Raw genomic sequence first — 21918 nt, forward strand, 5'->3', positions numbered from 1 at the left:
CTCAGCGGCGTTTCCGGATTTCCCGCAAGCGTTCGATATCGGCGCAGAGACGCTCGACGGTCTCCGGGGGATATCCGCGCAGCACCCGGCCCCGTTCCAGCGAAGGCAGCCACAGCAGATAATCGACGTCCCGCTCGTGGCACCATTCCGGCGACGAAATCGAGACCATCTGCCCGGCCAGTTCAGACCAGATCATGCGTTCGCCGCTGCCGTTATCCTTGGTCATACCCAGCCCCCCCGCTGGAGATTCAGAACAGCGTTACCTGATACTTGTTCCAATCACCTAGTATTTTGGCCAATCCAATTCTTGCGTTACTCCTCCCTCAGAGAGCAGGGCATGATATTTCTCAGAAATACTTGAGATTCCGAAACCCTGAATTCCGCGACCGGCCCCGCCGGCAATCACAGATCCGCCGCCAGTCGGGACCTTTCCAAAATATGCGATCCAAAGACCCAGAGACCGATCGTTACAGTACAGATAAATCATAACATCCGTAAAATACCAGAGGATCATCTGACTGGATCGCTGAAGAAGGCTGCGGGTCTCGTTTCAGATACTCCAATCCTTCAGCGGAATCTGCGAACCAACACGACTTGCATTCGCCTGAGAGGATCGTCGCGCGCCGCTGGCGACATTACGCCATGGTCGGCATGACCCTTGGCCAGGTCAGCATCTCCCTTGCGTAACAATCTCGTGAGGATGGCCGTCACCGGGCGATCGCGTGCGCCCTTGCGTCCCGCGTCACGCTGAAATATCCTCACTTGTAGATTTTATAACAATCATCCGAGCAATGCCCCGATCCGATCGATCCACTTCCCCCAGTCCAGCTCCGCGCCCTCGCGGTCGGCGACTCAAGGACCAGATGTCGGGCCGCGAGGCTTTGCTTCTCGCTGCGACCAGCGCCTTTGCGCGTCATGGCTATGACAGCGTCGATCTGCGCAGCCTGGCCGCTGCCGCCAAGGTCGACCCCGGGCTGGTGCGTGTGCATTTTGGCGGCAAGGAGGGGCTCTGGCTCGCGAGCATCGACCACGTCGCCTCGTATACGGCGCAGCTGCACGCCGAGATCCGACGCCTGACGGCCGAGACACGCCCGCTCCGGGACCGAGTGACCGATGCCATCCGTCTGACGGTGCTCTTCCATTTCAGCCACCCGGAACTCGGCCTCTTCATCGCGCAGCAGGCGAGGGAGAGCGGGGCGCGACTGGCCGCACTGAAGGAACTCCTGCTTCGTCCCGCGCTCGATGCCTTCATACCGCTTCTCGATCAGGCGGTTCGCGAAGGTGTCACGCATGCGAGCGACCCCTTCATCGCCTTCTCGATTCTGGCCGGCGCATTCTTCTGGCCCTCGACCGCGCCGGACCTCGTTCAATCCCTGTCCGCGAGCCCCATGGATCGCGGCCAGTTTCAGGAGCATTTCCTTGAGAATCTCATCGCCGTATTCCTGTCCAAGCCCAACTAGAGGGAGGACACCCCTGCCTCATGCCCCCGCAAGAACGAAGAAGGCTGCCCGCGCTTCCGGCGGGCAATGCTCGTGGTTGGATACGGCCCTTGCTCATGGAAGACTGCGCGATGCCCCGCCGGCGAGCGCGCCGCGACCGGCACCATTGGAAGGATGCGACGGATGACCACCTACACGCCGCGGCGCCGTTTCGCGCTCTTCAGCCTTGCCTTCATCTGGCCGCTGCTTGGCGCAGCAACCCTGGCCCAGGCGCAGGGGGCCGCGCCCCCGCCTCAGGTGACCGTGGTCGAGGTCAAGGCCGGCAAGGTGCCGCTCACATTCGAATATGCCGCACGCGTCGAGGCCTCTCGGGAGGTTCAGGTCCGGGCCCAGGTTGGCGGGATTCTGCTGAAGCGGAACTTCGTCGAGGGCGCCGAGGTCAAGGCCGGTGACATTCTCTTCGAAATCGATCCGAGGCGCTACGAGGCGGACGTTGCCAAGGCCAAGGCACAGCTCCAGCAGGCGGAGGCCCAGCTCGCCCAGGCGACGCGCGATGCCGAGCGCTATACGCGGCTGGCCCAGAGCGGCTCGGGCACGGAAAAGGCACGCGATGACGCCCTCTCCGCCAAGGAACTCGCAACGGCTTCGGTCGCCGTCGCTCACGCCGACCTGAACGTCGCGGAACTCAATCTCGGCTACACCAATGTCAGGGCGCCGATCAGTGGGGTCACGAGCCGCGAGGAGTTGCCCGAGGGCAGCCTGATCGGCACCACGGGCGACAGCAGCCTGCTTACCAAGATCACCCAGCTCGACCCTGTCTATGTCATCTTCAACTCCAGCGAGAGCGAAGTGGCCGAGGTCAGGGCCCTGCTCGAGGCTCAGGGCATCTGGGAACGTGCCGGCGAGGTCCTCTCGGTCAAGCTCACCTACGGCGATGGCCGCGTCTATGCGCAGCCAGGCGTCATCGATTTCGCCTCCTCCGGCCTTGATCCGGAAACCGGGACGCTGCGGCTGCGTGCCGTTGTCCCCAATCCCGAGCATCGCCTGCTGCCCGGCCAGTTCCTGCGTGCGATCGTGATGGGTGTCGTGCTCAACGACGCCATCGTCGTTCCGCAGGCAGCCGTCTCGCAGGGACCGCGCGGACAGTTCGTCTACACGGTCGACAGCCAGGGGAAGGCCGAAGCCCGCCCCGTCGTACTCGGACGTCAGGTCGCCGACGGCTGGATCGTCACGTCGGGCCTCAAGGCCGGCGACAAGCTGATCACGGAGGGGATCATCAAGGTTCGCCCCGGCGCTCCGGTCTCGATCGCTGCTGCGGCGCCCGGAGCTGCCAAGCCATGAATCGCTTCTTCATCGACAGGCCCGTCTTCGCGGCCGTCATCTCGATCGTCATCGTGCTTGCCGGCCTCGTCGCGATCCGGGCACTTCCGATCGCGCAATATCCCGAGCTGACGCCGCCGCAGATCGTCGTCAGCGCCACCTATCCCGGCGCCAGCGCCGAGACGATCGCGCAGACGGTGGCAGCGCCGCTCGAGCAGCAGATCAACGGCGTCGAGGGCATGCTCTACATGCAGTCCTCGAACTCCAGCAGCGGCCAGATGTCGCTGACGGTGACATTCGCGCAGGGCACCGATCCCGATCAGGCTACGATCAACGTCAATAATCGCGTCCAGCGCGCAACGCCGACCTTGCCGCAAGAGGTCACCCGGCTCGGCGTGACGGTCAGCCAGCGCTCGACCTCCATCCTCGGCCTCGTGGCGATGTATTCGGAGAACGACCGCTTCGACACGACCTATGTCGGCAACTATGCCCTGCTGAACGTCATTGACGATCTGAAGCGCATTCCCGGCGTCGGCGACGCGGCCTTGCTCGGCCAGCGCGACTACTCGATGCGGATCTGGCTCAGTCCCGACAAGCTCGCCCGCTACGGCCTGACGACCACCGATGTCGCCGCAGCCATTCGCGAACAGAATGCCCAGTTCGCAGCCGGCCGCTTCGGCGATGAGCCGAACGACCCATCGACCCCCTTCACCTATTCCGCCACGACCCAGGGGCGTCTCCCGGATGCCGAGGCGTTCGGCAACATCATCCTGCGCTCCGACATCAACGCGGCGACGCTCAGGCTCAAGGATGTGGCGCGGGTCGAGCTCGGCTCGGCCAGCTATACCGTCGACAGCAAGCTCAACGGCAAGCCGGCGGTGCCGCTTGCGGTCTATCTTCAAACGGGAGCGAACGCGCTCTCGACCATGGAGGCGCTCAAGAGCCGCATGGACGAGCTGAAGCAGTCCTTCCCGGAGGGCATGGCCTACAGCATTCCCTACGACACGACGAAGTTCATCCAGGTCTCGATCGAGGAGGTGGTCAAGACCTTCGTCGAGGCCATCGTCCTGGTCATCCTCGTCGTCTTCCTCTTCCTGCAGAACTTCCGGGCGACGCTCATCCCGGTCATCGCGGTGCCGATCTCGATCATCGGCACCTTTGCCGGCATGTACATGTTCGGCTTCTCGATCAACCTGCTCACCCTGTTCGGCCTCGTCCTGGCCATCGGCATCGTCGTCGACGACGCGATCGTGGTTCTGGAGAATGTCGAGCGCATCATGGCGACCGAGCACCTGTCGCCGCGAGAGGCTTCGATCAAGGCGATGAGCGAGGTCACCGGGCCGGTCATCGCGATCGTCCTGGTGCTGTGCGCGGTCTTCATCCCCGTGTCGTTCATGGGCGGGTTGGCCGGCGCGATGTACAAACAGTTCGCGGTCACGATCGCCCTGTCGGTCACGATCTCGGGCATCGTCGCGCTGACCCTGACTCCGGCGTTGTGCGCGCTGATCCTGAAACCGGGCCATCAGGAACCGGCCCTGCCGTTCCGGCTGTTCAACCGCTTCTTCGACAAGCTGACGAGCGGCTACGTTTCGGGCGTCGGCTTCCTGGTCAAACGCTTCGCCATCGGCCTCGTGCTCTTCGCCGTGCTCATTGCCGGCACCGGCATCCTGTTCCGGACCATTCCGGGCTCGCTGGTTCCAGACGAAGACCAGGGCGTGCTGCTCGGGGTGGCGATCCTGCCTCCGGCCGCCTCGCTGAACCGCACCGTGGCGGTGATGGATCAGGCTGCGGCCAATATCGGCAAGCACCCGGCGGTCGAGAACGTCTTCGCCATTTCGGGGTTCGACCTTCTCTCCGGAAGCGAGCGGACCAGCGCCGCCACGACCTTCGTGACGCTGAAGGACTGGAGCGAGCGCCGAACCCCGGACCTCGATGCGCGCAACCTGGTCAAGACGTTCACCGGCATGAATATCGGGATCAAGGACGCCATGGTGCTGTTCTTCAATCCGCCGCCGATCAGCGGGTTGAGCACCACGGGCGGGTTCGAACTTTATGTGCAGGATCGCACCGGAGGCGGCGTCCAGTCGCTCTCCGCCGCCACCGCACAACTGGTCGAAGCCGCCTCGAAACGTCCCGAACTGGCCGGCGTGCGCACGACCTTCGACACCGGCGTTCCGCAGTACCGGCTCGACCTGGACCGCGACATGGCCAAGGCGCTCGGCGTACCGATCAGCTCCGTCTTCGAGACGATGCAAAGCACGTTCGGCAGCCTCTACGTCAATGACTTCACGCTCTATGGGCGCAACTACCGCGTCAACCTGCAGTCGGAGGCCGCTTTCCGTCAGGCTCCGAAGGATCTCAAGCAGGTCTTCGTGCGCTCGAGCAACAACAAGATGGTGCCGCTCGATACGCTGGTGAAAGCCGTGCGCGTCGCCGGCCCCGACCAGTTCGAGCGCTTCAACGCCTTTGCCGCCGCCAAGGTGATGGGCAATCCGGCGCCCGGATACACATCGGGCGCGGCGATCGCGGCGATGCAGGAGGTGGCGCGCGAACTGCCGCAGGGCTTCCAGATCGCCTGGACGGGCTCGGCCTATCAAGAGCTCGCAACCAGCGGAACCGGCTCGCAGGCCATGATCTTCGGCATCATCATGGTGTTCCTGATCCTCGCCGCGCAGTACGAGAAATGGAGCCTGCCGCTGGCGGTCATTCTCGCGGTTCCGTTCGCACTGTTCGGGGCACTGCTCGCGGTCTGGCTCCGCGGCCTGACCAACGACGTCTATTTCCAGATCGGCCTTGTCACGCTGATCGGTCTGGCCGCCAAGAACGCCATCCTGATCGTCGAATTCGCCGTTCTGGTGCGCCAGCAGGGCATGAGTGCTGCCGAGGCTGCGCTGGAAGCGGCGCGGCTGCGCTTCCGGCCGATCGTGATGACCTCGCTCGCCTTCATTCTTGGCGTCGTTCCGCTCGCGATCAGCAGCGGAGCGGGCTCTGCGAGCCGGCACTCGATCGGCACGGGCGTGATCGGCGGCATGTTGGCGGCAACCTTCATCGCCACCTTCTTCATCCCGATGTTCTACCGGCTCATCGACTGGCGCGACCCTCGCCCCGCCAAGGATGCAGGCCCCGCGGCGAACGCCAAGGGGGCGGCGGAGAACGCTGGAAACGCGACCTGAACCTTGGACCGGTCCATGGACCGGTCCGGTAACCACCTCGCTCACGTGGCGCGCGGCCGGGATGATCGCGCGCGACAAATCGGGCGTCGGGCACTAGGCTCGACGCCGCAACCAGCACGATGTGATGGGACACACCATGAGCGAATTCAGAATTGCCGTCGTGATCGGCAGCCTTCGTCGCGATTCCTTCAATCGCAAGCTTGCCACGGCGATCGCCAAACTCGCCCCGCCCGAATTCAGGCTCCATCAGGTCGCGATCGGCGATCTGCCGCTCTACGATCAGGATGACGACGCGAACCAGGCCCCGGCCGTGAAGCGGCTGAAGGCCGAGATCGCCGGGTCCCAGGGCGTCATCTTCGTCACGGCCGAGTATAACCGCTCCATCCCCGGCGTGCTGAAGAACGCGATCGATCAGGCCTCGCGGCCCTATGGGCAGAGTGCCTGGGCCGGCAAGCCGGCCGGTGTTCTCGGCGTGTCGGTCGGCGCTATCGGAACAGCGATTGCGCAGCAGCATCTGCGCAATGTCCTCGCCTATCTCGACATGCCGACGCTCGGACAGCCGGAAGTCTTCATCCAGGCCAAGGATGGACTGTTCACCGAGAGCGGCGAGATCGGGGAATCCAGCCGGGCTTTCCTGCAAGGCTGGGTGGATGCCTATGTCGCCTGGGTGAAGAAGCACCCAGCCTGACGCGCCCCTTCTCGGAAGGTCTGACGACGCCATCCCGACTTTGTGCCGCTGAAGCGGCCAAACCCGGATGGCCATCGCGCTTGCGCGGCATTACGGCAGGCGCCCATCCGACACCGGCGCAGGGCGGCCTCCAGCGCACGCCATTACGCGCCGGCGAGAAAGGGCTCCGCCTGCCGAAATGCCGCTGCGGCCTCCTTCATTGCGCGCGCAGCCTGGGCATTCGCGAGCTTTCGCGCGGCCTCGTCGAACAATTCCGGTCTGGGCGTTTCCGTCCGGAACCGTCCCAGAGCTGCGAGCCCCTGCGCAATCAGCCGCCGATCCTCGTCCCCGAGCCCTCCCTCAGACACCAGCCGCTGCAGCGCCGTCGCCGCGATGCCGAGATTGAGCACGCCAAGCAGGCCGCGCGCAGCGCCGCCATCGCCCTCTCCGGCTCGGGCGAGGTGCAGAGTGAGGCGCATGATCTGCCGGGTCATGCCCTGATCCCAGCTTGCCCCGCGCCTGGCTTGCGGATTGGCGAGGAGCCGCTCGAGGTCTCGCCGGATATCCTCGCGGGTCCTTGCCGCGTGCCGGTCATGCCTGCGCGGCAGCAGAATGAAGCTGCTTGTCACCAGCACCGCAGCGACGACAAGCGCGCCGGCCTCGCTCAGGATTGCGGCGGGCTTGGTGACGGCCGGCAACACCGCCTGGCTGGCCAGGAGAAAACACATATTGGCGTCGATCGCCGCGATTGCCGTCCTGCGGCTCGCGCGCGCCAACCCTCCAAGCAGGAGGAACGGTGCCACCGAAAACAGCAGTTCGGGCACGGTCTGGACATGCGGCTGCACGCCGAGGCGGTAGATCAGGGCAGCCACCACCCCGGCCAGAACCCCCTTCAACATATGCGGCGCAATGGCCTGCGGCTGCGCCAGCGAACCCAGGACCATCGAGAAGATGCAGACTCCCAGCGCTGCGAGTTCCGCCACCGGCCAGTTTGCAGCATAGGCCGCAGAGGAAGCGAGCCAGGTGGCCAGCCCCGACACCGCGCCGGCGGTGGTGCCCAGCGACCAGTCGCCATGAGGATTGTGCAGGAAGGCAGGCACCAGACCGGAGAGCTCATCTCCGGCCGGGCGGTCCGCACTGAGTGCGGCTTCTGCTGCGACCAGCCCCCGCAGACTGTCCGACAGGCGGGGATCCAGCCCTTCGGCACGGGGTACCTCTCCTTGCGCCTCTGTTTCCCGCTCGAAATGTGCTGCCAACCGGTCAAGTTCGGGCAGAGCCCTGGCGATGGTCTCCTCCGACGCCTCCCGCGACGCAGCTGCGCGCCCTGCCGACATCACCAACAAGGCGGCCGCGACCAGTGCATCGACGCGCTTGCGACGCCGCGAGCCCCGCAGCGAACCTGCCGTCATCTGATCCGCCGCCTGGGTGACGCTGCTCATCTCGGCGAGAAGCTGCCGTTCGGCTAAGGCCATCCGATCTTGCGGAACGCCCTGGAGCGCCAAGGCTGCGAACCGCACCGCTTTCCCGGCCATCAGTCCTGCCCGGGACATGAGAGCAGAACGCGATGCTGCCGGCGTGAACAGCGCCGTGAACAGCGTCACGACGGCCACGCCGATCAACGTGCACTCAACCCGTGCAATGGCGATGTCCCAGGATCGTTCGGGGGAGAACACGGTTGGCAGGATGACGATGGCCGCGGTCATACCGCTCATCAGGGCGCCATAGGCGGTGACGCCGCGCAGCACATGCGTCAGCGCAGTGTTGAAGCCGACCCAAAGGCCAAGCGCGAGCAACAGAAAATAATGGTTGGGAATCAGATGCAGCAGGCCGAAGCCGACGGCTGCGCCAATCAACGTTCCGAGAATCCTGAGAAAGCCACGGGCGAACAAGAGCCCGCGCGAGGCTTGCGCCACAACCCAGACCGGCATCGCGGCCCAATAGGCGTTGGTGATGTGAAGCGACGAAGCGAGAGCAAATGCGAGCCAGGCGGCAAGAGCCAGCAGCGCTGCTTGCCGCAGGCCGGCGCCATCCAGTCCCAGCCGGAGCAAGGGGGAAGACGTCACGGCCACGGCTCGCGCATGTCCTGAGCAGCCTTCTCCAAGCGGACCCCTGTCGGTCGGGTGCCCGACACCAGGCCCGGCGGGCGTTCACGCCACCATACCGCATGAGGCCGGTGGAGTGCACAAGGCGCATCGCGTTCGGCTCAGCCCCGCGACATTTCGGACACGAGATCAGGCGACACCGATCAACCAGCCTCGGTCCGCGAGCAACAATTCAGCGCCCCACTCCGCGCGGCCAGCCTAGAAACCCTCTAAATCATTGTACTTGCACCATAATTTTTCATTGGCTAATGCGACGCATCCTCAGGACGCGTGCCAGCGCGGCCGACAGCCTCGCAAGACGGGATATGTCCTCCGATCCAACCAGCCTTGCCGCCCTCTACGCCGATGAGCGGCTGCGCCTGCAAAGACGGCTGGTGAAGCGCGGCCTTTCAGTCTCCGCAGCGGCCGATGCCGTCCAAGAGGCATTCCTTCGTCTGTTGCGCATCCCGCGCGCCGAAATCCGCGACATCCGGGGTTATCTGCATCGTACCGCAGACAGCGTGGCGATCGATACCTGGCGCCAGCAGGGCCGCGCCGCCGCCGTGATCAGCCCGCTTGCAGCCGCAGATCACGAGATCGCCGATCCGGCGCCCCGTCCCGATGCCGCGATGTTGGCAAGAGAGGAGCGCGCCGCGCTCGAGACCGCCATCAAGATCCTGCCTCCGCGCAGCCGGGAGGTCTTGCTCCTCCACAAATTCGACGGCCTGAGCTATGCGGAAATCGCCCAGCGGCTCGGCATCTCCCGAAACACCGTCATGGTGCATCTCGCCAATGCGATGGCAGGTCTGCGGCGGCAGCTGCGCGATAAAAATGCCCCGCCCGCCTAATTAGGTTTCCGCCCCCAATCGTCTAATTAGGCAGAATGGCGCAATCCCACAGGGCCGGCCGTTGCGAATGAATGGAGCCAGAACGCGTGTGGGACCAGCGAAAACCGATACCGCAGCCGGGTGAAGCGCGTTGATGGGCACAAGCGAGCCGTCATCGGCAGAGGACGCAGCGATTGCCTGGTTTGTCAGACTTCGCGACGAGAACGCGGGAACGCGGGATCGCCGCGCTTTCGAGGCGTGGCTTCAGTCGGACCCTGCGCATGAGCGGGCCTGGCACGAGCTCGAGCAGATCTGGGGCCGCCTCGACACGGTATCCGGCAGCGCATCGGCTCGGAGTTCTCTCAGCCTTCAGCCACGGGCGCGACCTCGCCGATCAGCGGCGCGGCACCTCGCGGCTGCAGCCGTGGTGCTGCTGGGCCTGGCCACCGGCTGGCAACTCGCACCGGCGGGGCTGCTGGCGGATTATCGTTCCGGCATCGGAGAACGTCGGACCATCAGCCTCGCGGATGGCTCGCAGATGGAACTGGGCCCCGGCAGCGCCGCGGATGTGACGTTCGGTGGTGGGCAGCGCAGCGTCAGGCTCGTTGCCGGGGAAGCCTTCTTCACGGTTGCCAGGAATGCGGGCCGACCTTTCGTGGTCGAAGCGGGACAGGGCAAGGTCGAGGTGCTCGGTACGGCCTTCGACGTGAAGCTGCGGGCCGATGATGGTGTGGAGGTTGTCGTCACCGAGAGCACGGTGGCTGTGAGCGCAGCGCGGGGCGAGCCCGTTCGCGTGAGCCAGGGCCAGGGGGTCAGCTTCGATCGCGCAGGCCTCTCCCCGGTCCGTCCCGCCGATCTCGACAGCGCTCAGGCCTGGCGTCAGGACCAGCTCGTCTTCCATGATGCGCCGCTGAGCACGGTTCTGGCCGAGCTGCGCCGCTATCGCCGCGGACATGTCCAGCTGATCGGCAGCAATCTTGGCGAGCGACGCGTCACGGCCGTGTTCGACGCGCGCCATATCGATGCGGCGCTCGACAGCATCGCCCGCAGCCTCGACCTGCGCGTCCTGCGCGCCACGAACTGGCTGATCGCGCTCGTCCCGGCCTGACCCCGCAAGAATCCGTACCCCGCACTAATTACTTTTCGCGGAGCCAGCGTCTTCGGAATCAGGAGCCGCGCCCGATGCCGCGTCTCCGCGCAATCCGGGGACAAGGGTTCTGGCGATATGACGACCGAAGAATGCCGCGCGCGGACGAGGCGTCCAGTGCTGGTAACGCTGCTGCTGGCGGGAACCGCCATTCCTTCGTTCTGGGCGGTGGAGCGTGCAAACGCCCAGTCGCCCGCGGGCGCGGCAGCGAGCGCCAGCATCCCCGCGCAGTCGCTGTCTTCCGCACTGATTGCCTTCTCGCGCCAGAGCCGTATCGAGATCTTCGCACCGTCCAGCACCACCGCGGGCAAGCGCTCGTCGGCCGTGAACGGGACACTGGCGCCAGAGGCGGCCTTGCAGCAGCTCCTGGCAGGTACCGGCCTTACCTATCACTTCACCGGCGCAAGAGTCGTGACCATCACCGGACCGCTCCCATCGGCGACAGGAGGAGCGGCCCTTCCCCCGGGAGCGATCGCCCTCGACACGATCGATGTCACCGGTGGCTCGATCGCGCGCGGCGGGGTCAGCGAGATCGTCATCGGATCGCGGGAGCTCGAGCGTAAGAATCCGACCGATACCCGCGATATCTTCTCCAGCGAGCCCGGCATCAAGGTCGGCGGCTCCATCCCCGCGACCCAGAAGGTCTATGTCCATGGCGTCGAAGAGAACAATCTCGCGGTCACCATCGACGGCAGCCGCCAGAACAACAAGGTCTTCCACCATAACGCCACGACCCTGATCGAACCCTCCTTCCTCAGGGCGGTGCGTGTCGATGCGGGTATCGCTCCAACCGATGCCGGGCCGGGCGCGATCGGCGGCGCCATCGCCTACGAGACCAAGGATGCGCGCGATTTCCTGAGCGGCAACGGCATCGGCGCCTACGCCAAGTCGATGTTCAACACCAATGGCCGGACTTTCACCACGAGCCTGTCCGGCTATGCCCGCCATGACGGGTTCGATGCGCTCGGCTATTTCACCCTCGGAAAGGGCGACAACTACAAGGCGGGCAATGGCCGCGAGGTCGGCGGCACCTCGACCGATATCCTCAGTGGGCTCGTCAAGCTCGGCTATGAGGCCCCGACGGGCGATCGCGTCCAGATCAGCCATGAGCGCGTCCGCGATGATGCTCCCCGACCGTTCCGCGCCAATATCGGCGCGATCACGGGGCGCCCACCCTGGGAGCCGCGCATCCGCAATTACACCATCGAACGGCAGAACACCGTGTTCAGCTACAGCCGGACCACGCCGAACGGCTGGTGGGACCCGAAGGCCGTGCTCGCCTACAGCGTAACCGACGTCGACACGCCGATCTTCGAACGCCCGATCGGTACGAGCCCGCTTCCGGTGACCTATCCCGGCAACGGCCAGACCGACAGCTTCAACGCCAAGTTCGAGAGCCGCTTCGGCTTCGGCCTGGGCAGCATCACGGCCGGCGTCGATTTCTACAAGGACAAGGCGCTCTACAAGGACCGCAACTTCCGGACAGACGAGAGGGCGAGCAATCTCGGCCTCTACGCCCAGGCGCGACTGCAGCCCTGGGAGCGGACACGGATCTCCTTCGGCCTGCGTGGCGACCGGCAATGGTTCACCGGCACGACTGGCCAGGAATGGGATAATTCCGGGCTGAGCCGCAATATCTCTGGCGAGTTCGACATCATTCCGGAATTCCTGACCGTGAAAGCCGGCTACTCGCATGGCTGGGGCGGTATCCAGCTCGCAGAGAACTTCATCATGAACACCGCCTGGCGCTATGGAGCCGGCATCAAGCCCGTGACGGCGGACAACGCCATGGCCGGCCTGATCGCGCGTTACCAGGGCTTCACGCTGGAAGGCAGCATTTTTCGGACCGCCCTGGACAATGCCCGCGCGGCGCGCTTCGCCATCGCCAGCGGCACCCTGACTCGCGATGTCGAGTCGCTGGGTTACGAGATCGGCCTCGGCTATGCCTGGGAAGACGGCTTCGTCCGCGCCAAATATGCCGATATCAATGTGAAGATCGACGGGCAGCGCGCCGATTCCGATACGGGCACCTATCTCGCGACGCCGATCGGGCAGGTCATCACCCTGACTGGCACCCATACCTTCAAGCAATGGGGTGTGACTGTCGGCGCCGATGTCGAGATCGTGCTCGACTACAAGAAGGTGCAGCCGGGCAGCCAGCCGCTGAAGGGCTATGAAGTCGTCAACACCTTCATCGAATACAAGCCGGCAAACTATTCGAGCCTGACCTTCCGGGCCGAGGTCAAGAATCTGCTCGACAAGACCTATGCCGATCGCGCGACCTATGGTCAGGAATTCGGCACGGTAACGCCGCTCTACCAGCCGGGCCGGGCCTTCGTGCTTAGTGCCGCGGCCAGGTTCTAGGGACAGGCCCATGCTGCGCACCTGCCTTCTCGTTGCCGCTCTGCTGCTCGCGCCGGTTCAGGCTGCGGCGAAGCAGGTTATGGACCTTGCCGGCCGCATGGTGACGATCCCCGACCGGGTCGAGCGTATCGTGATCGGCGAGGGGCGCTACGTGCCGGCGCTCGCTGTGCTCGACCGGGCCGATCCGGTCGGCCGCGTCGTCGGGATGATGGGCGACTACGAGGATGTCGACCCTGCGACCTACGCGAAATATCGCGCGAGGTTTCCGCGCATCGCCGAGATCCCGCGCATCGGTCGTGCTTCGCGCGAGAGCTTCAGCATCGAACGCGCCATCGTTCTGCAGCCCCAGGTCGCGATTTTCGGGCTCGATGGCCACGGGCCCGATACGCGCTCTGGCGAGGTGATCCGCGCCCTGGAAGCCACCGGCGTCGCGATCCTCTTCGTCGATTTCCGGCGCGACCCACTGGTCAACACGCCGAAATCGATGGAACTGCTCGGCAAGGTGCTGGGACGCGAGCGGGAGGCGGGTGAATTCGTTGCGGCCTGGAAGGCCGCCCTCGCGGAGGTCGAGGACCGGCTGGCCCGGGCCCGCCCCGCCCCCGCGCGTGTCTTCGTCGAGAGCCGGGTCGGTCTCGACAGCGGCTGCTGCGAGACGATGACGCGCGGCATGATGGGGCGTTTCGTCAGCGCTGCCGGAGGCATCAATATCGCCGAGGCAATGGTGCCTGGCGAGGCGGGCTCCGTCACCCTCGAATGGCTTCTGGCGAACCCGCCGGACGTCTATATCGGCACTGCCATCGGCGGCGTGGACAGTCTCGACCGGCCATGGCTCGCGCTTGGCGCCGGAGTTCCGGCCGAGGCTGCAAGGGTAACGCTTGCCCGCTCGATGGGGCGCATCGGCATCGCCGAGCTGGCTGCCGTCAGGAATGGCCGCGCCCACGCCATCTGGCACCATTTCTACAATTCTCCCTTCAACATCGTTGCCGTGCAGGCCTTTGCCAAATGGCTGCATCCCACGCTCTTCGCCGACCTTGATTCCGACCGGTTGCTGCGTGACCTTCATGATCGCTTCCAGCCCTTCCCGCTGGACGGCGCCTACTGGATCTCCCTCAAATGACGTCGTCGGCCCCCGTACCTGCCGCAGCACGCCATCGTGACATGTCCGAATGGACGCTCTCCGTCGTCGAGAGCTTCGATATCGCGCCGCACATGCGCCGTGTCGTCGTGACGGCGGAGAACCTGGACGAGCTTTCCTATGCGCCCGGACAGGCGCTGATCCTGCGCATGCCGCTGCCTGACGGCGGCACCGGCCGGCGCGACTATACGATCCGCTGGTTCGACCGATCGCAGAAGCGCCTCGCGATCGATTTCGTGATGCATGGCGCCACGCCGGCGCCAAACTGGGCGCGAGCGGCCAAGCCCGGGGATACCCTCCTCGCGCAAGGCCCGCGCGGCCGCACGACCCTCAATGCCGAGGCCGATTGGCATCTGTTCTGCTGCGACGAAACCGGACTTCCTGCCGTCCAGCACATCCTCGAGGCGATGCCGGCCGGACACGCCGCCTTTGCCTGGATCGACGTTTCGGATGCGGCGGCGGAAATGCCGCTTCAGACCGCCGCGGCGCTGACGGTCGAGTGGGTGCATCGCAACGGCGCGGCGGCGGGGCCGAACACGCTGGTGCTTGATCGCCTGCGCAGCTTTATCCTCCCGGAGGGACGCGGGCACGCCTATCTCGTTGGCGAGACCAGCAATGTCCGCGCCCAGCGACATCACCTGATCGGGCGCGGCCTGGGGCGGGATCAGATTGCGTCCGAGGGATATTGGCGTCCTGGCCGCATCGGTGGGCACGACCATGTCGATGACTGAGGCAGGCGGTTTCAAGCCTAGGCAGATTGGAGCTGCACCAATGATAGTGTAGGGTTAGCTCGCACGGGTTGTGCGGGCCGGCGTGCTGTTTGTAGCGGGTCGATCCGAACTCGAAGGAGGCCCTTCGATGATACGCTTGGCCTTGACGACCGCACTGCTTCTCCCAGTCCTTTCCCACCCCGTCATGGCCGCAGGAGACGCCACCACAGGCGAGAAGATCTTCCTGCGATGCCGCGCCTGCCACCAGATCGGCGAGACCGCGAAGAACGCGGTCGGACCCAAGCTCAACGGACTGCTGGGGCGACCCGCGGGATCGGTCGAGGGCTACAGCTACTCGGCTGCCAACAAGAATTCCGGCATCACCTGGGACGAGTCGACGTTCCGCGACTACATCAAGGCTCCCCAGGCCAAGATTCCCGGTACCAAGATGGTGTTCGCCGGCCTGAAATCCGAACAGGAAATCGATGATGTCGTCGCCTTCCTCAAGCAGTACGACGCTGAGGGAAAGAAGAAATAGCCACCCTCGGCGCTGAGCTGCGGCAATAGCGCAGCTGGCTCCGGTGGGGCCTCGATTGACAACCAGCGAGCGCAGTCGGACACTATTCATCGACCATAGGCTGAGAAGCGATGCGCTTTGCAGCCTGGGCGGGAGCTTTGCGTCACATGTGACGCCCAATCGTCTGACGGACCGGGAGGTTCGGCGATGGCGAGCAGGAAGCGACGCTTGAAGCCGGTTGACGCGCTCGTCCGAGCCCGCGCCACGCGATCCCTCTGCGCCATCCCACCTGTCTTCCTTCCCGACCCGCTGATGCCGCTCTCCGACGCCGCCATGGGCAGGCGGTCTCGGTTCCATGCCGCGAAGAAGTCCGATTTTATGACGTCGCCACGCCTCGATCGCGTCGCGGCGCCCGCCGGACCCCGTTCATCACCCCATAGGCAAAGGTGACCGACCATGGGTGTTGCCGTCGTACTTGCGCTGGTTGTGATCGGCTCGGTGGCGTTCCACCTGCTGAGCCCATGGTGGTGGACGCCGATCGCCTCCAACTGGCACTATATCGACAACACCATCATCATCACGTTCTGGATCACCGGCACAGTCTTCGCTGCCGTGGTGCTGTTCATGGCTTATTGCCTGTTCCGCTTCCGCCACCGCGAAGGACACCGCGCGGCCTATGAGCCCGAAAACAAGCGGCTCGAATGGTGGCTCGCGATCGGGACCGGGATCGGAGTCGCCGCCATGCTAGCGCCTGGCCTCGTCGTCTGGAAGCAGTTCGTCACGGTGCCAGCCGATGCCGCAACGGTCGAGATCGTCGGCCAGCAATGGCAATGGAGCTATCGTCTGCCCGGCGCCGATGGTCAGCTCGGCGCGACCGACGTAACCCTTGTCAGCCCCGAGAACCCACTTGGCCTCGACCCCAAGGATTCGCGCGGGCAGGACGACGTCATCATCCAGGGCGACCAGCTTCACCTCCTTCTCGACAAGCCGGTGAAGGTGCTGCTGCGCTCGCTCGACGTCGTGCATGATTTCTACGTGCCCGAGTTCCGCGCCAAGATGGACATGATCCCGGGCAGCGTCACCTATTACTGGTTCACGCCGACCCGCACCGGCACGTTCGAGGCGCTGTGCGCCGAACTCTGCAGCACCGGCCACACCTTCATGCGCGGCGGTGTCGTCGTCGAGCCGGAGAGCGAGTATCGCGGCTGGCTCCAGCAGCAGAAGACCTTCGCGCAGCTCACTGCGGCGGCGCGGGCTCAGGCGAGAAACTAGGAAGGGGTGACGGCTGAGCCTCCGGCGAGGCATGGCATCTCAGGGAGAGCGGGAGGCAGTTTGATGGTCGATGTGCCGAGTGACGCTGTCGCACCTCTATCGACCGCCGAGGTCGAGGATGTCGAGCTCTACCATCCCAGAAGCTGGGTCACGAAGTACGTCTTCTCCCAGGACGCCAAGATCATCGCGATCCAGTACTCGTTGACGGCGCTGGCGATCGGCCTTGTCGCCCTCGTCCTGTCCTGGCTGATGCGGCTGCAGCTCGGCTTTCCCGGTCTCGTCTCCTTCATCGACCCGGAGCGCTACTACCAGCTCATCACCATGCACGGGATGATCATGGTGATCTACCTGCTGACCGCGCTGTTCCTCGGAGGTTTCGGCAACTACCTGATCCCGCTGATGCTCGGCGCGCGCGACATGGTTTTTCCCTATGCCAACATGCTGAGCTACTGGATCTATCTGCTGGCCGTGCTGGTGCTCGTCGCCGGCTTCTTCGTGCCTGGCGGAGCGACAGGGGCCGGCTGGACCCTTTACCCACCGCAGGCGATCCTTGCCAATACGCCCGGGCAGCCCTGGGGCATCATCGTGATGCTGGTCTCGCTGATCCTCTTCATTATCGGCTTCACCATGGGGGGGCTGAACTATGTCGTAACCGTGCTGCAAGGCCGGGCGAAGGGCATGACGCTGATGCGCATGCCACTCACCATCTGGGGCATCTTCACCGCAACCGTGATGGCGCTGCTCGCCTTCCCGGCCCTCTTCGTGGGAGCGGTGATGATGCTGCTCGACCGGCTGATCGGCACGAGCTTCTTCATGCCTTCAATCGTGGCATTGGGAGAACAGCTCTCCTATCGTGGCGGCAGCCCGATCCTGTTCCAGCACCTGTTCTGGTTCTTCGGGCACCCTGAAGTCTACATTGTCGCGTTGCCGGCCTTCGGAATCGTCTCCGACCTGATCAGCACCCATGCGCGCAAGAACATCTTCGGCTACCGCATGATGGTCTGGGCGCTGGTGGCGATCGGTGCACTCAGCTTCGTCGTCTGGGCGCACCACATGTATGTCAGCGGCATGCATCCCAGTTTCGGGTTCTTCTTCGCGACCACGACGCTGATCATCGCGATTCCGACCGCCCTCAAGGTCTATAACTGGGTGCTGACGCTCTGGCGCGGCGACATCCATTTCACCGTGCCGATGCTGTTTGCGCTCGGCTTCATCGTCACCTTCGTCAATGGCGGTTTGACCGGGCTATTCCTTGGCAATGTCGTCGTCGATGTGCCGCTCTCGGACACGATGTTCGTCGTCGCCCATTTCCACATGGTGATGGGCGTCGCTCCGATCCTCGTCATCTTCGGCGCGATCTATCACTGGTATCCCAAGGTCACCGGGCGGATGCTCGATACCGCGCTCGGGAAGCTGCACTTCTGGGCCACCTTCCTCGGCGCCTATCTGATCTTCTTCCCGATGCACTATATCGGCCTGATGGGCGTGCCGCGCCGCTATCACGAGATCGGCGACATGGCCTTCGTGCCGGCATCGACCGCGACGCTGAACGCCTTCATCACCATCGTCGCGCTGATCGTCGGCGCCGCCCAGCTCATATTCGTCTTCAATCTCGCCTGGAGCCTGAAGCGAGGCCGACCGTCCGGAGGCAACCCCTGGCGGGCGACCACGCTGGAATGGCAGACGCCCGAGACGCCGCCAGCCCATGGCAACTGGGGCAAGACGCTGCCGGTGGTCTATCGCTGGGCCTATGATTACAGCGTGCCCGGCGCAGCAGAGGATTTCCTGCCGCAGAACCAGCCTCCCGATCCACGAACGGTGTGAGGAGGCTGCATCGTGTTCGTCATCGTCCTGTTCATGATCCTGATGGCAACGCTCGCCGGCTGGTGGCTGTCGCATCAGCGGCTGGCGGCCAAGCCCTGGCTCGAAGTCGGGGTCATCGACGAGGCCCGAGATACCAGGCCGCGATCCCCGGTGATCGCCAAGCTCGGCCTCGGCGCCTTCCTCGCGGTCGCCGGCTCGCTCTTCGCGCTCCTGATCAGTGCCTATTCAATGCGCATGAGCATGGCGGACTGGCGCTCGCTGCCGATGCCGATCGTGCTCTGGTTCAACACCGGGCTGCTGATGCTCGCCAGTGTCGCCCTGCATTCGGCGGTGATCGCAGCGCGCTGCGACGAACCAGCGAGCATCCGCTCCGGGCTGCTGGCTGCAGGGGTGTGCTCGCTCGCTTTCCTGGCCGGACAAGTGCTCGCCTGGCGCGAACTCGCGGCTGCCGGCTATTTCAACGCGGCGAACCCGGCCAGCGCCTTCTTCTATCTGGTCACGGCAATCCATGGCCTGCACATGCTTGGAGGTCTCGTGGCGTTGGGGCGGACGACGATCCGGTCCTTCGACCCAGGCGGAGGTACCCCGCAGGCATCCGGCGCTTTGCGCCTGAGCGTCGAGCTCTGCGCGATTTACTGGCATTTCCTGCTGCTGGTCTGGCTCGTTCTCTTCAGCCTGCTGATGCGCTGGACCGACGACCTGATCGAGATTTGTCGCGGATTACTGAGCTAGGAGGCGCGATCGATGAACGAGCTATCGCCGACCGTCCTGAAGCCCGGAAGCACGCATCCCGCCGGCTGGAACAGTATCGTCGCGGACTGGTCCTCGGATCAGCGGGCGTTCAAGACGGCCTCCTGGGGGAAGGCCATGATGTGGATCTTCCTGCTCAGCGACACCTTCATCTTCGGGACCTTCCTGATCTCCTACATGACGGTGAGGATGTCGACCGTCATACCCTGGCCCAATCCGAGCGAAGTCTTCGCACTCGAGATCGGCGGCCACCACTTGCCGCTGATCCTGATCGCCATCATGACCTTCGTGCTGATCAGCAGCAGCGGCACCATGGCGATGGCGGTCAATTTCGGCTACCGGCGCGACCGTCGGAAGACCGCCATCCTGATGCTGCTGACCGCCCTGCTCGGCGCGAGCTTCGTCGGCATGCAGGCTTTCGAATGGTCGAAGCTGATCGCGGAAGGGGTCCGTCCCTGGGGCAATCCCTGGGGCGCCGAGCAATTCGGTTCGAGCTTCTTCATGATCACAGGCTTCCACGGCACCCATGTCACGATCGGCGTGATCTTCCTGCTCGTCATCGCGCGGAAGGTCTGGCGGGGCGATTTCGACCAGGAGCGCCGCGGATTCTTCACGAGCCGGAAGGGCCGCTACGAGATCGTCGAGATCACCGGCCTGTACTGGCACTTCGTCGACCTGGTCTGGGTGTTCATCTTCGCGCTGTTCTATCTCTGGTGAGAGGTCGACATGGCTCAGTCAAATACTCCGCATGGCGATACAAAGCAGCATCCCATCCGGCTTTATCTCGTCGTCTGGGCGTGGTTGTTCATCCTCAGCGCCTGCTCCTACATGGTCGATTATTTAGGCCTTGTCGGCTACTTGCGCTGGTCGCTGATCCTGCTCTTCATGGCGTTGAAGGCAGGGTTGATCATCGCGGTCTTCATGCACATGGCCTGGGAGCGCCTGGCACTCTCCTACGCGATCCTGCTGCCGCCTGTCGTGCTGATGGTCTTCGTCGCGATCATGGTCCTGGAAGCGCACTACACGCTCTTGACCCGACTGGCGTTCTTCGCGACGAGCTGACGTGCAGAGCGACCCGACGCGCCGCTCGACGAAACCGCCCGCGCCCGGCGGACGCTCCCTACAGCCCCGGAAGACCGCAGGGAGCGAAAGAGCGGCCCGCTGTCAGGCGTTGCCGACACTGCCATAGACCATGCGCCCGCGATGGAAGGTGGCGCTGCGTGCCGGCAGGCGGGCGACCGCCTCGGCGGAGCAACTGGCGCCGACCAGGGTGAAGGCCGCATCATCGCCAGCCTTCGGCCAGACCCGATTGCCCTTATCGTCCAGGGGCAGCACCCCGCCTGTGGCGATGGCCATGGCGCGCGACAGCCGGTACTCATCGCTGCCACGGTAGAGCTGAGCATACAGGTTGGCTTTTTCCAGCATGTCGGCGCAACCGAATGGCGACCAGTGATCGATCACACTGTCGGTCCCGGTCATCACGAAGACGCCTGCTTCGCTCAGCCGGGGCAGCGGCATCATCAGGCCGCCGATCGGCACCGTCGAGGCGATGGTCATCTGTTGTGCCGCCAGACGGGAGGCGGTTTCGGCCAGGGCCTCCGGAGCAAGCGTGGTGAGTGCGAAGGCGTGGCTGATGGTCACCTTGCCGCGCAGTGCCGGATTCTTCTCCACTGTATCGATCATGTGGTTGATCGCAGCCACGCCTGCCGGATTGGTCTCATGCAGGTGAATGTCGACGCCCTTGCCGGTATCGAGAGCGATCTGGAACATCGCGTCGAGCGATTTCTGCATCGAACCGTCGACATTGGTCGGGTCCAGGCCGCCGACATATTGCACGCCCATCTGCATGGCTTCGCGCATCAGGCCGTCGACCTTGGAATGCAGCAGTCCGTGCTGCGGGAATGCGACGATCTCGCAGCTGAAATCGCTGCGGTGATTCTCCAGCGCGCGCTGCAGGTGCTCCAGGCTCTTCAGCCCGCTGACCGGGTCGATGTTGCAATGGCTGCGCGCCACGGTCGTGCCCTTGGACTGCAGCAGGGCAATCAGCTGCTCGGCGCGCTGTTGCGAGGTCGGCAGCAGCTTGGGGAGCAGTTTCTGTTCGAGCGCGATCATGTCCATGATGGTCTTGCCCTGGCGCGGTCGGGGCGCCTGCCACGGGCCACCGTAGAACGTCTTGTCCAGGTGAATGTGCATGTCGCGCATCGCCGGCAGCATGAGTTGGCCGTGCACCTGATAGAGCGGCACGCCGGCGGGCGGAGTGGTGTTTGCCGGGTGCAGCGCGGCGATCTTGCCGTCCTTGATCTCAAGCGTATGGAGCGCGGTGCGGGTGCCGATCACCGTGTCGCCGTCATACTCGAAGCCTTCTTCGAGCCGCACGTCGCTCAGGTAGTAATGACGATCGGTCAGCGTGGTCGCTCCAGCCTCGGATGCGGGGCGGCCCGTGCTGGCCGGTGCTGCCTGTGCAGCACCACTGGCCAAGCCGATGACCGCGCAGGCGGTGGTGAGCTTTCCAGTCTGGCTGAGAAAGCTCCTGCGGCTTTGTTGATGGACACGTTCCACGTTCGTTTCCTTAACCCAGGGGTTGGTCTTTTCAGCCCCTAGATTACGAATGGGCCGCCCGGGTTGGCAGCGATATTTGCCAATGATGACTATTCGATTTGGCAATGACGCCCGTCAGGGCCACGCGCCAGCG

Annotated in this window: 18 protein-coding genes and 1 pseudogene; 16 read left to right on the forward strand and 3 right to left on the reverse strand. The window is 64.6% G+C overall.

The features are described 5' to 3' along the window. Position 1: 1 nt before the first annotated feature. A complete protein-coding gene (locus BIWAKO_RS09500; protein ID WP_069878499.1) occupies positions 2-226 on the reverse strand; it encodes a hypothetical protein in 225 nt (74 codons plus the stop codon). Between the two features lie 637 nt (positions 227-863). Between BIWAKO_RS09500 and BIWAKO_RS09505 the strand changes: the two genes are divergently transcribed. The 4 genes from BIWAKO_RS09505 to BIWAKO_RS09520 all read left to right on the forward strand — a co-directional run bounded on the left by BIWAKO_RS09505 (position 864) and on the right by BIWAKO_RS09520 (position 6620). Next, on the forward strand, positions 864-1460 hold the full coding sequence (locus BIWAKO_RS09505) for a TetR/AcrR family transcriptional regulator (RefSeq protein ID WP_069878500.1): 597 nt from the start codon (positions 864-866) through the stop codon (positions 1458-1460). A 162-nt stretch (positions 1461-1622) separates the two neighbouring features. Then, positions 1623-2780, forward strand: coding sequence for an efflux RND transporter periplasmic adaptor subunit (locus tag BIWAKO_RS09510; protein WP_069878501.1), 1158 nt, complete (start codon positions 1623-1625; stop codon positions 2778-2780). Beyond that, positions 2777-5932: an efflux RND transporter permease subunit gene (locus tag BIWAKO_RS09515; RefSeq protein ID WP_069878502.1), complete on the forward strand. Its 3156-nt coding sequence runs from the start codon at positions 2777-2779 to the stop codon at positions 5930-5932. The genes BIWAKO_RS09510 and BIWAKO_RS09515 overlap by 4 nt, the downstream gene beginning before the upstream one ends. A gap of 136 nt (positions 5933-6068) precedes the next feature. Further along, complete coding sequence (locus tag BIWAKO_RS09520) at positions 6069-6620, forward strand: NADPH-dependent FMN reductase (protein WP_069878503.1); 552 nt, start codon at positions 6069-6071, stop codon at positions 6618-6620. 143 nt (positions 6621-6763) lie between these two features. Here BIWAKO_RS09520 and BIWAKO_RS09525 read toward each other — a convergent pair whose 3' ends face one another. Beyond that, positions 6764-8662, reverse strand: coding sequence for an FUSC family protein (locus tag BIWAKO_RS09525; protein WP_176733294.1), 1899 nt, complete (start codon positions 8660-8662; stop codon positions 6764-6766). Between the two features lie 344 nt (positions 8663-9006). Between BIWAKO_RS09525 and BIWAKO_RS09530 the strand changes: the two genes are divergently transcribed. The 12 genes and pseudogenes from BIWAKO_RS09530 (at position 9007) to BIWAKO_RS09580 (ending at position 20288) form a co-directional block, all read left to right on the forward strand. Next, positions 9007-9528 carry an RNA polymerase sigma factor gene (locus tag BIWAKO_RS09530; protein ID WP_069882313.1) on the forward strand — a complete coding sequence of 174 codons (522 nt, stop codon included), beginning with the start codon at positions 9007-9009 and terminating at the stop codon, positions 9526-9528. Between the two features lie 133 nt (positions 9529-9661). Further along, positions 9662-9805 (forward strand): annotated as a pseudogene (locus BIWAKO_RS36615) (FecR/PupR family sigma factor regulator); the annotation flags it as partial. Positions 9806-9931: 126 nt separating this feature from the next. Further along, positions 9932-10615: a FecR family protein gene (locus BIWAKO_RS09535; RefSeq protein WP_244523631.1), complete on the forward strand. Its 684-nt coding sequence runs from the start codon at positions 9932-9934 to the stop codon at positions 10613-10615. A 156-nt stretch (positions 10616-10771) separates the two neighbouring features. Beyond that, a complete protein-coding gene (locus BIWAKO_RS09540; protein WP_244523394.1) occupies positions 10772-13018 on the forward strand; it encodes a TonB-dependent receptor in 2247 nt (748 codons plus the stop codon). A gap of 10 nt (positions 13019-13028) precedes the next feature. Continuing rightward, on the forward strand, positions 13029-14135 hold the full coding sequence (locus tag BIWAKO_RS09545; protein WP_069878507.1) for an ABC transporter substrate-binding protein: 1107 nt from the start codon (positions 13029-13031) through the stop codon (positions 14133-14135). Then, positions 14132-14884 carry a siderophore-interacting protein gene (locus BIWAKO_RS09550; protein ID WP_069878508.1) on the forward strand — a complete coding sequence of 251 codons (753 nt, stop codon included), beginning with the start codon at positions 14132-14134 and terminating at the stop codon, positions 14882-14884. Before BIWAKO_RS09545 ends, BIWAKO_RS09550 begins: the two co-directional genes overlap by 4 nt. A 127-nt stretch (positions 14885-15011) precedes the next feature. Continuing rightward, the gene (locus BIWAKO_RS09555; protein WP_069878509.1) at positions 15012-15401 is read left to right on the forward strand and encodes a c-type cytochrome; all 390 of its coding nucleotides are present in this window, start codon (positions 15012-15014) and stop codon (positions 15399-15401) included. Between the two features lie 435 nt (positions 15402-15836). Then, the gene (locus BIWAKO_RS09560; protein ID WP_069878510.1) at positions 15837-16652 is read left to right on the forward strand and encodes a cytochrome c oxidase subunit II; all 816 of its coding nucleotides are present in this window, start codon (positions 15837-15839) and stop codon (positions 16650-16652) included. Between the two features lie 63 nt (positions 16653-16715). After that, complete coding sequence (locus BIWAKO_RS09565) at positions 16716-18476, forward strand: cytochrome c oxidase subunit I (RefSeq protein ID WP_069878511.1); 1761 nt, start codon at positions 16716-16718, stop codon at positions 18474-18476. Between the two features lie 12 nt (positions 18477-18488). Beyond that, positions 18489-19208, forward strand: coding sequence for a cytochrome c oxidase subunit 3 (locus BIWAKO_RS09570; protein ID WP_141740033.1), 720 nt, complete (start codon positions 18489-18491; stop codon positions 19206-19208). A gap of 12 nt (positions 19209-19220) precedes the next feature. Then, positions 19221-19943 (forward strand): heme-copper oxidase subunit III family protein, encoded by a 723-nt coding sequence (locus BIWAKO_RS09575; RefSeq protein WP_069878512.1) that lies wholly within the window; start codon positions 19221-19223, stop codon positions 19941-19943. Positions 19944-19952: 9 nt separating this feature from the next. Beyond that, positions 19953-20288, forward strand: a complete 336-nt coding sequence (locus tag BIWAKO_RS09580; protein WP_069878513.1) for a cytochrome C oxidase subunit IV family protein — start codon at positions 19953-19955, stop codon at positions 20286-20288. Positions 20289-20390: 102 nt separating this feature from the next. On the opposite strand, the gene BIWAKO_RS09585 is transcribed toward BIWAKO_RS09580, so the two are convergent. Further along, entirely contained in the window at positions 20391-21785 is a 1395-nt protein-coding gene (locus BIWAKO_RS09585) for an amidohydrolase family protein (protein WP_069878514.1), read from the reverse strand. Between the last annotated feature and the right edge of the window lie 133 nt (positions 21786-21918).

The sequence above is a fragment of the Bosea sp. BIWAKO-01 genome (assembly GCF_001748145.1).
Taxonomy (GTDB): domain Bacteria; phylum Pseudomonadota; class Alphaproteobacteria; order Rhizobiales; family Beijerinckiaceae; genus Allobosea.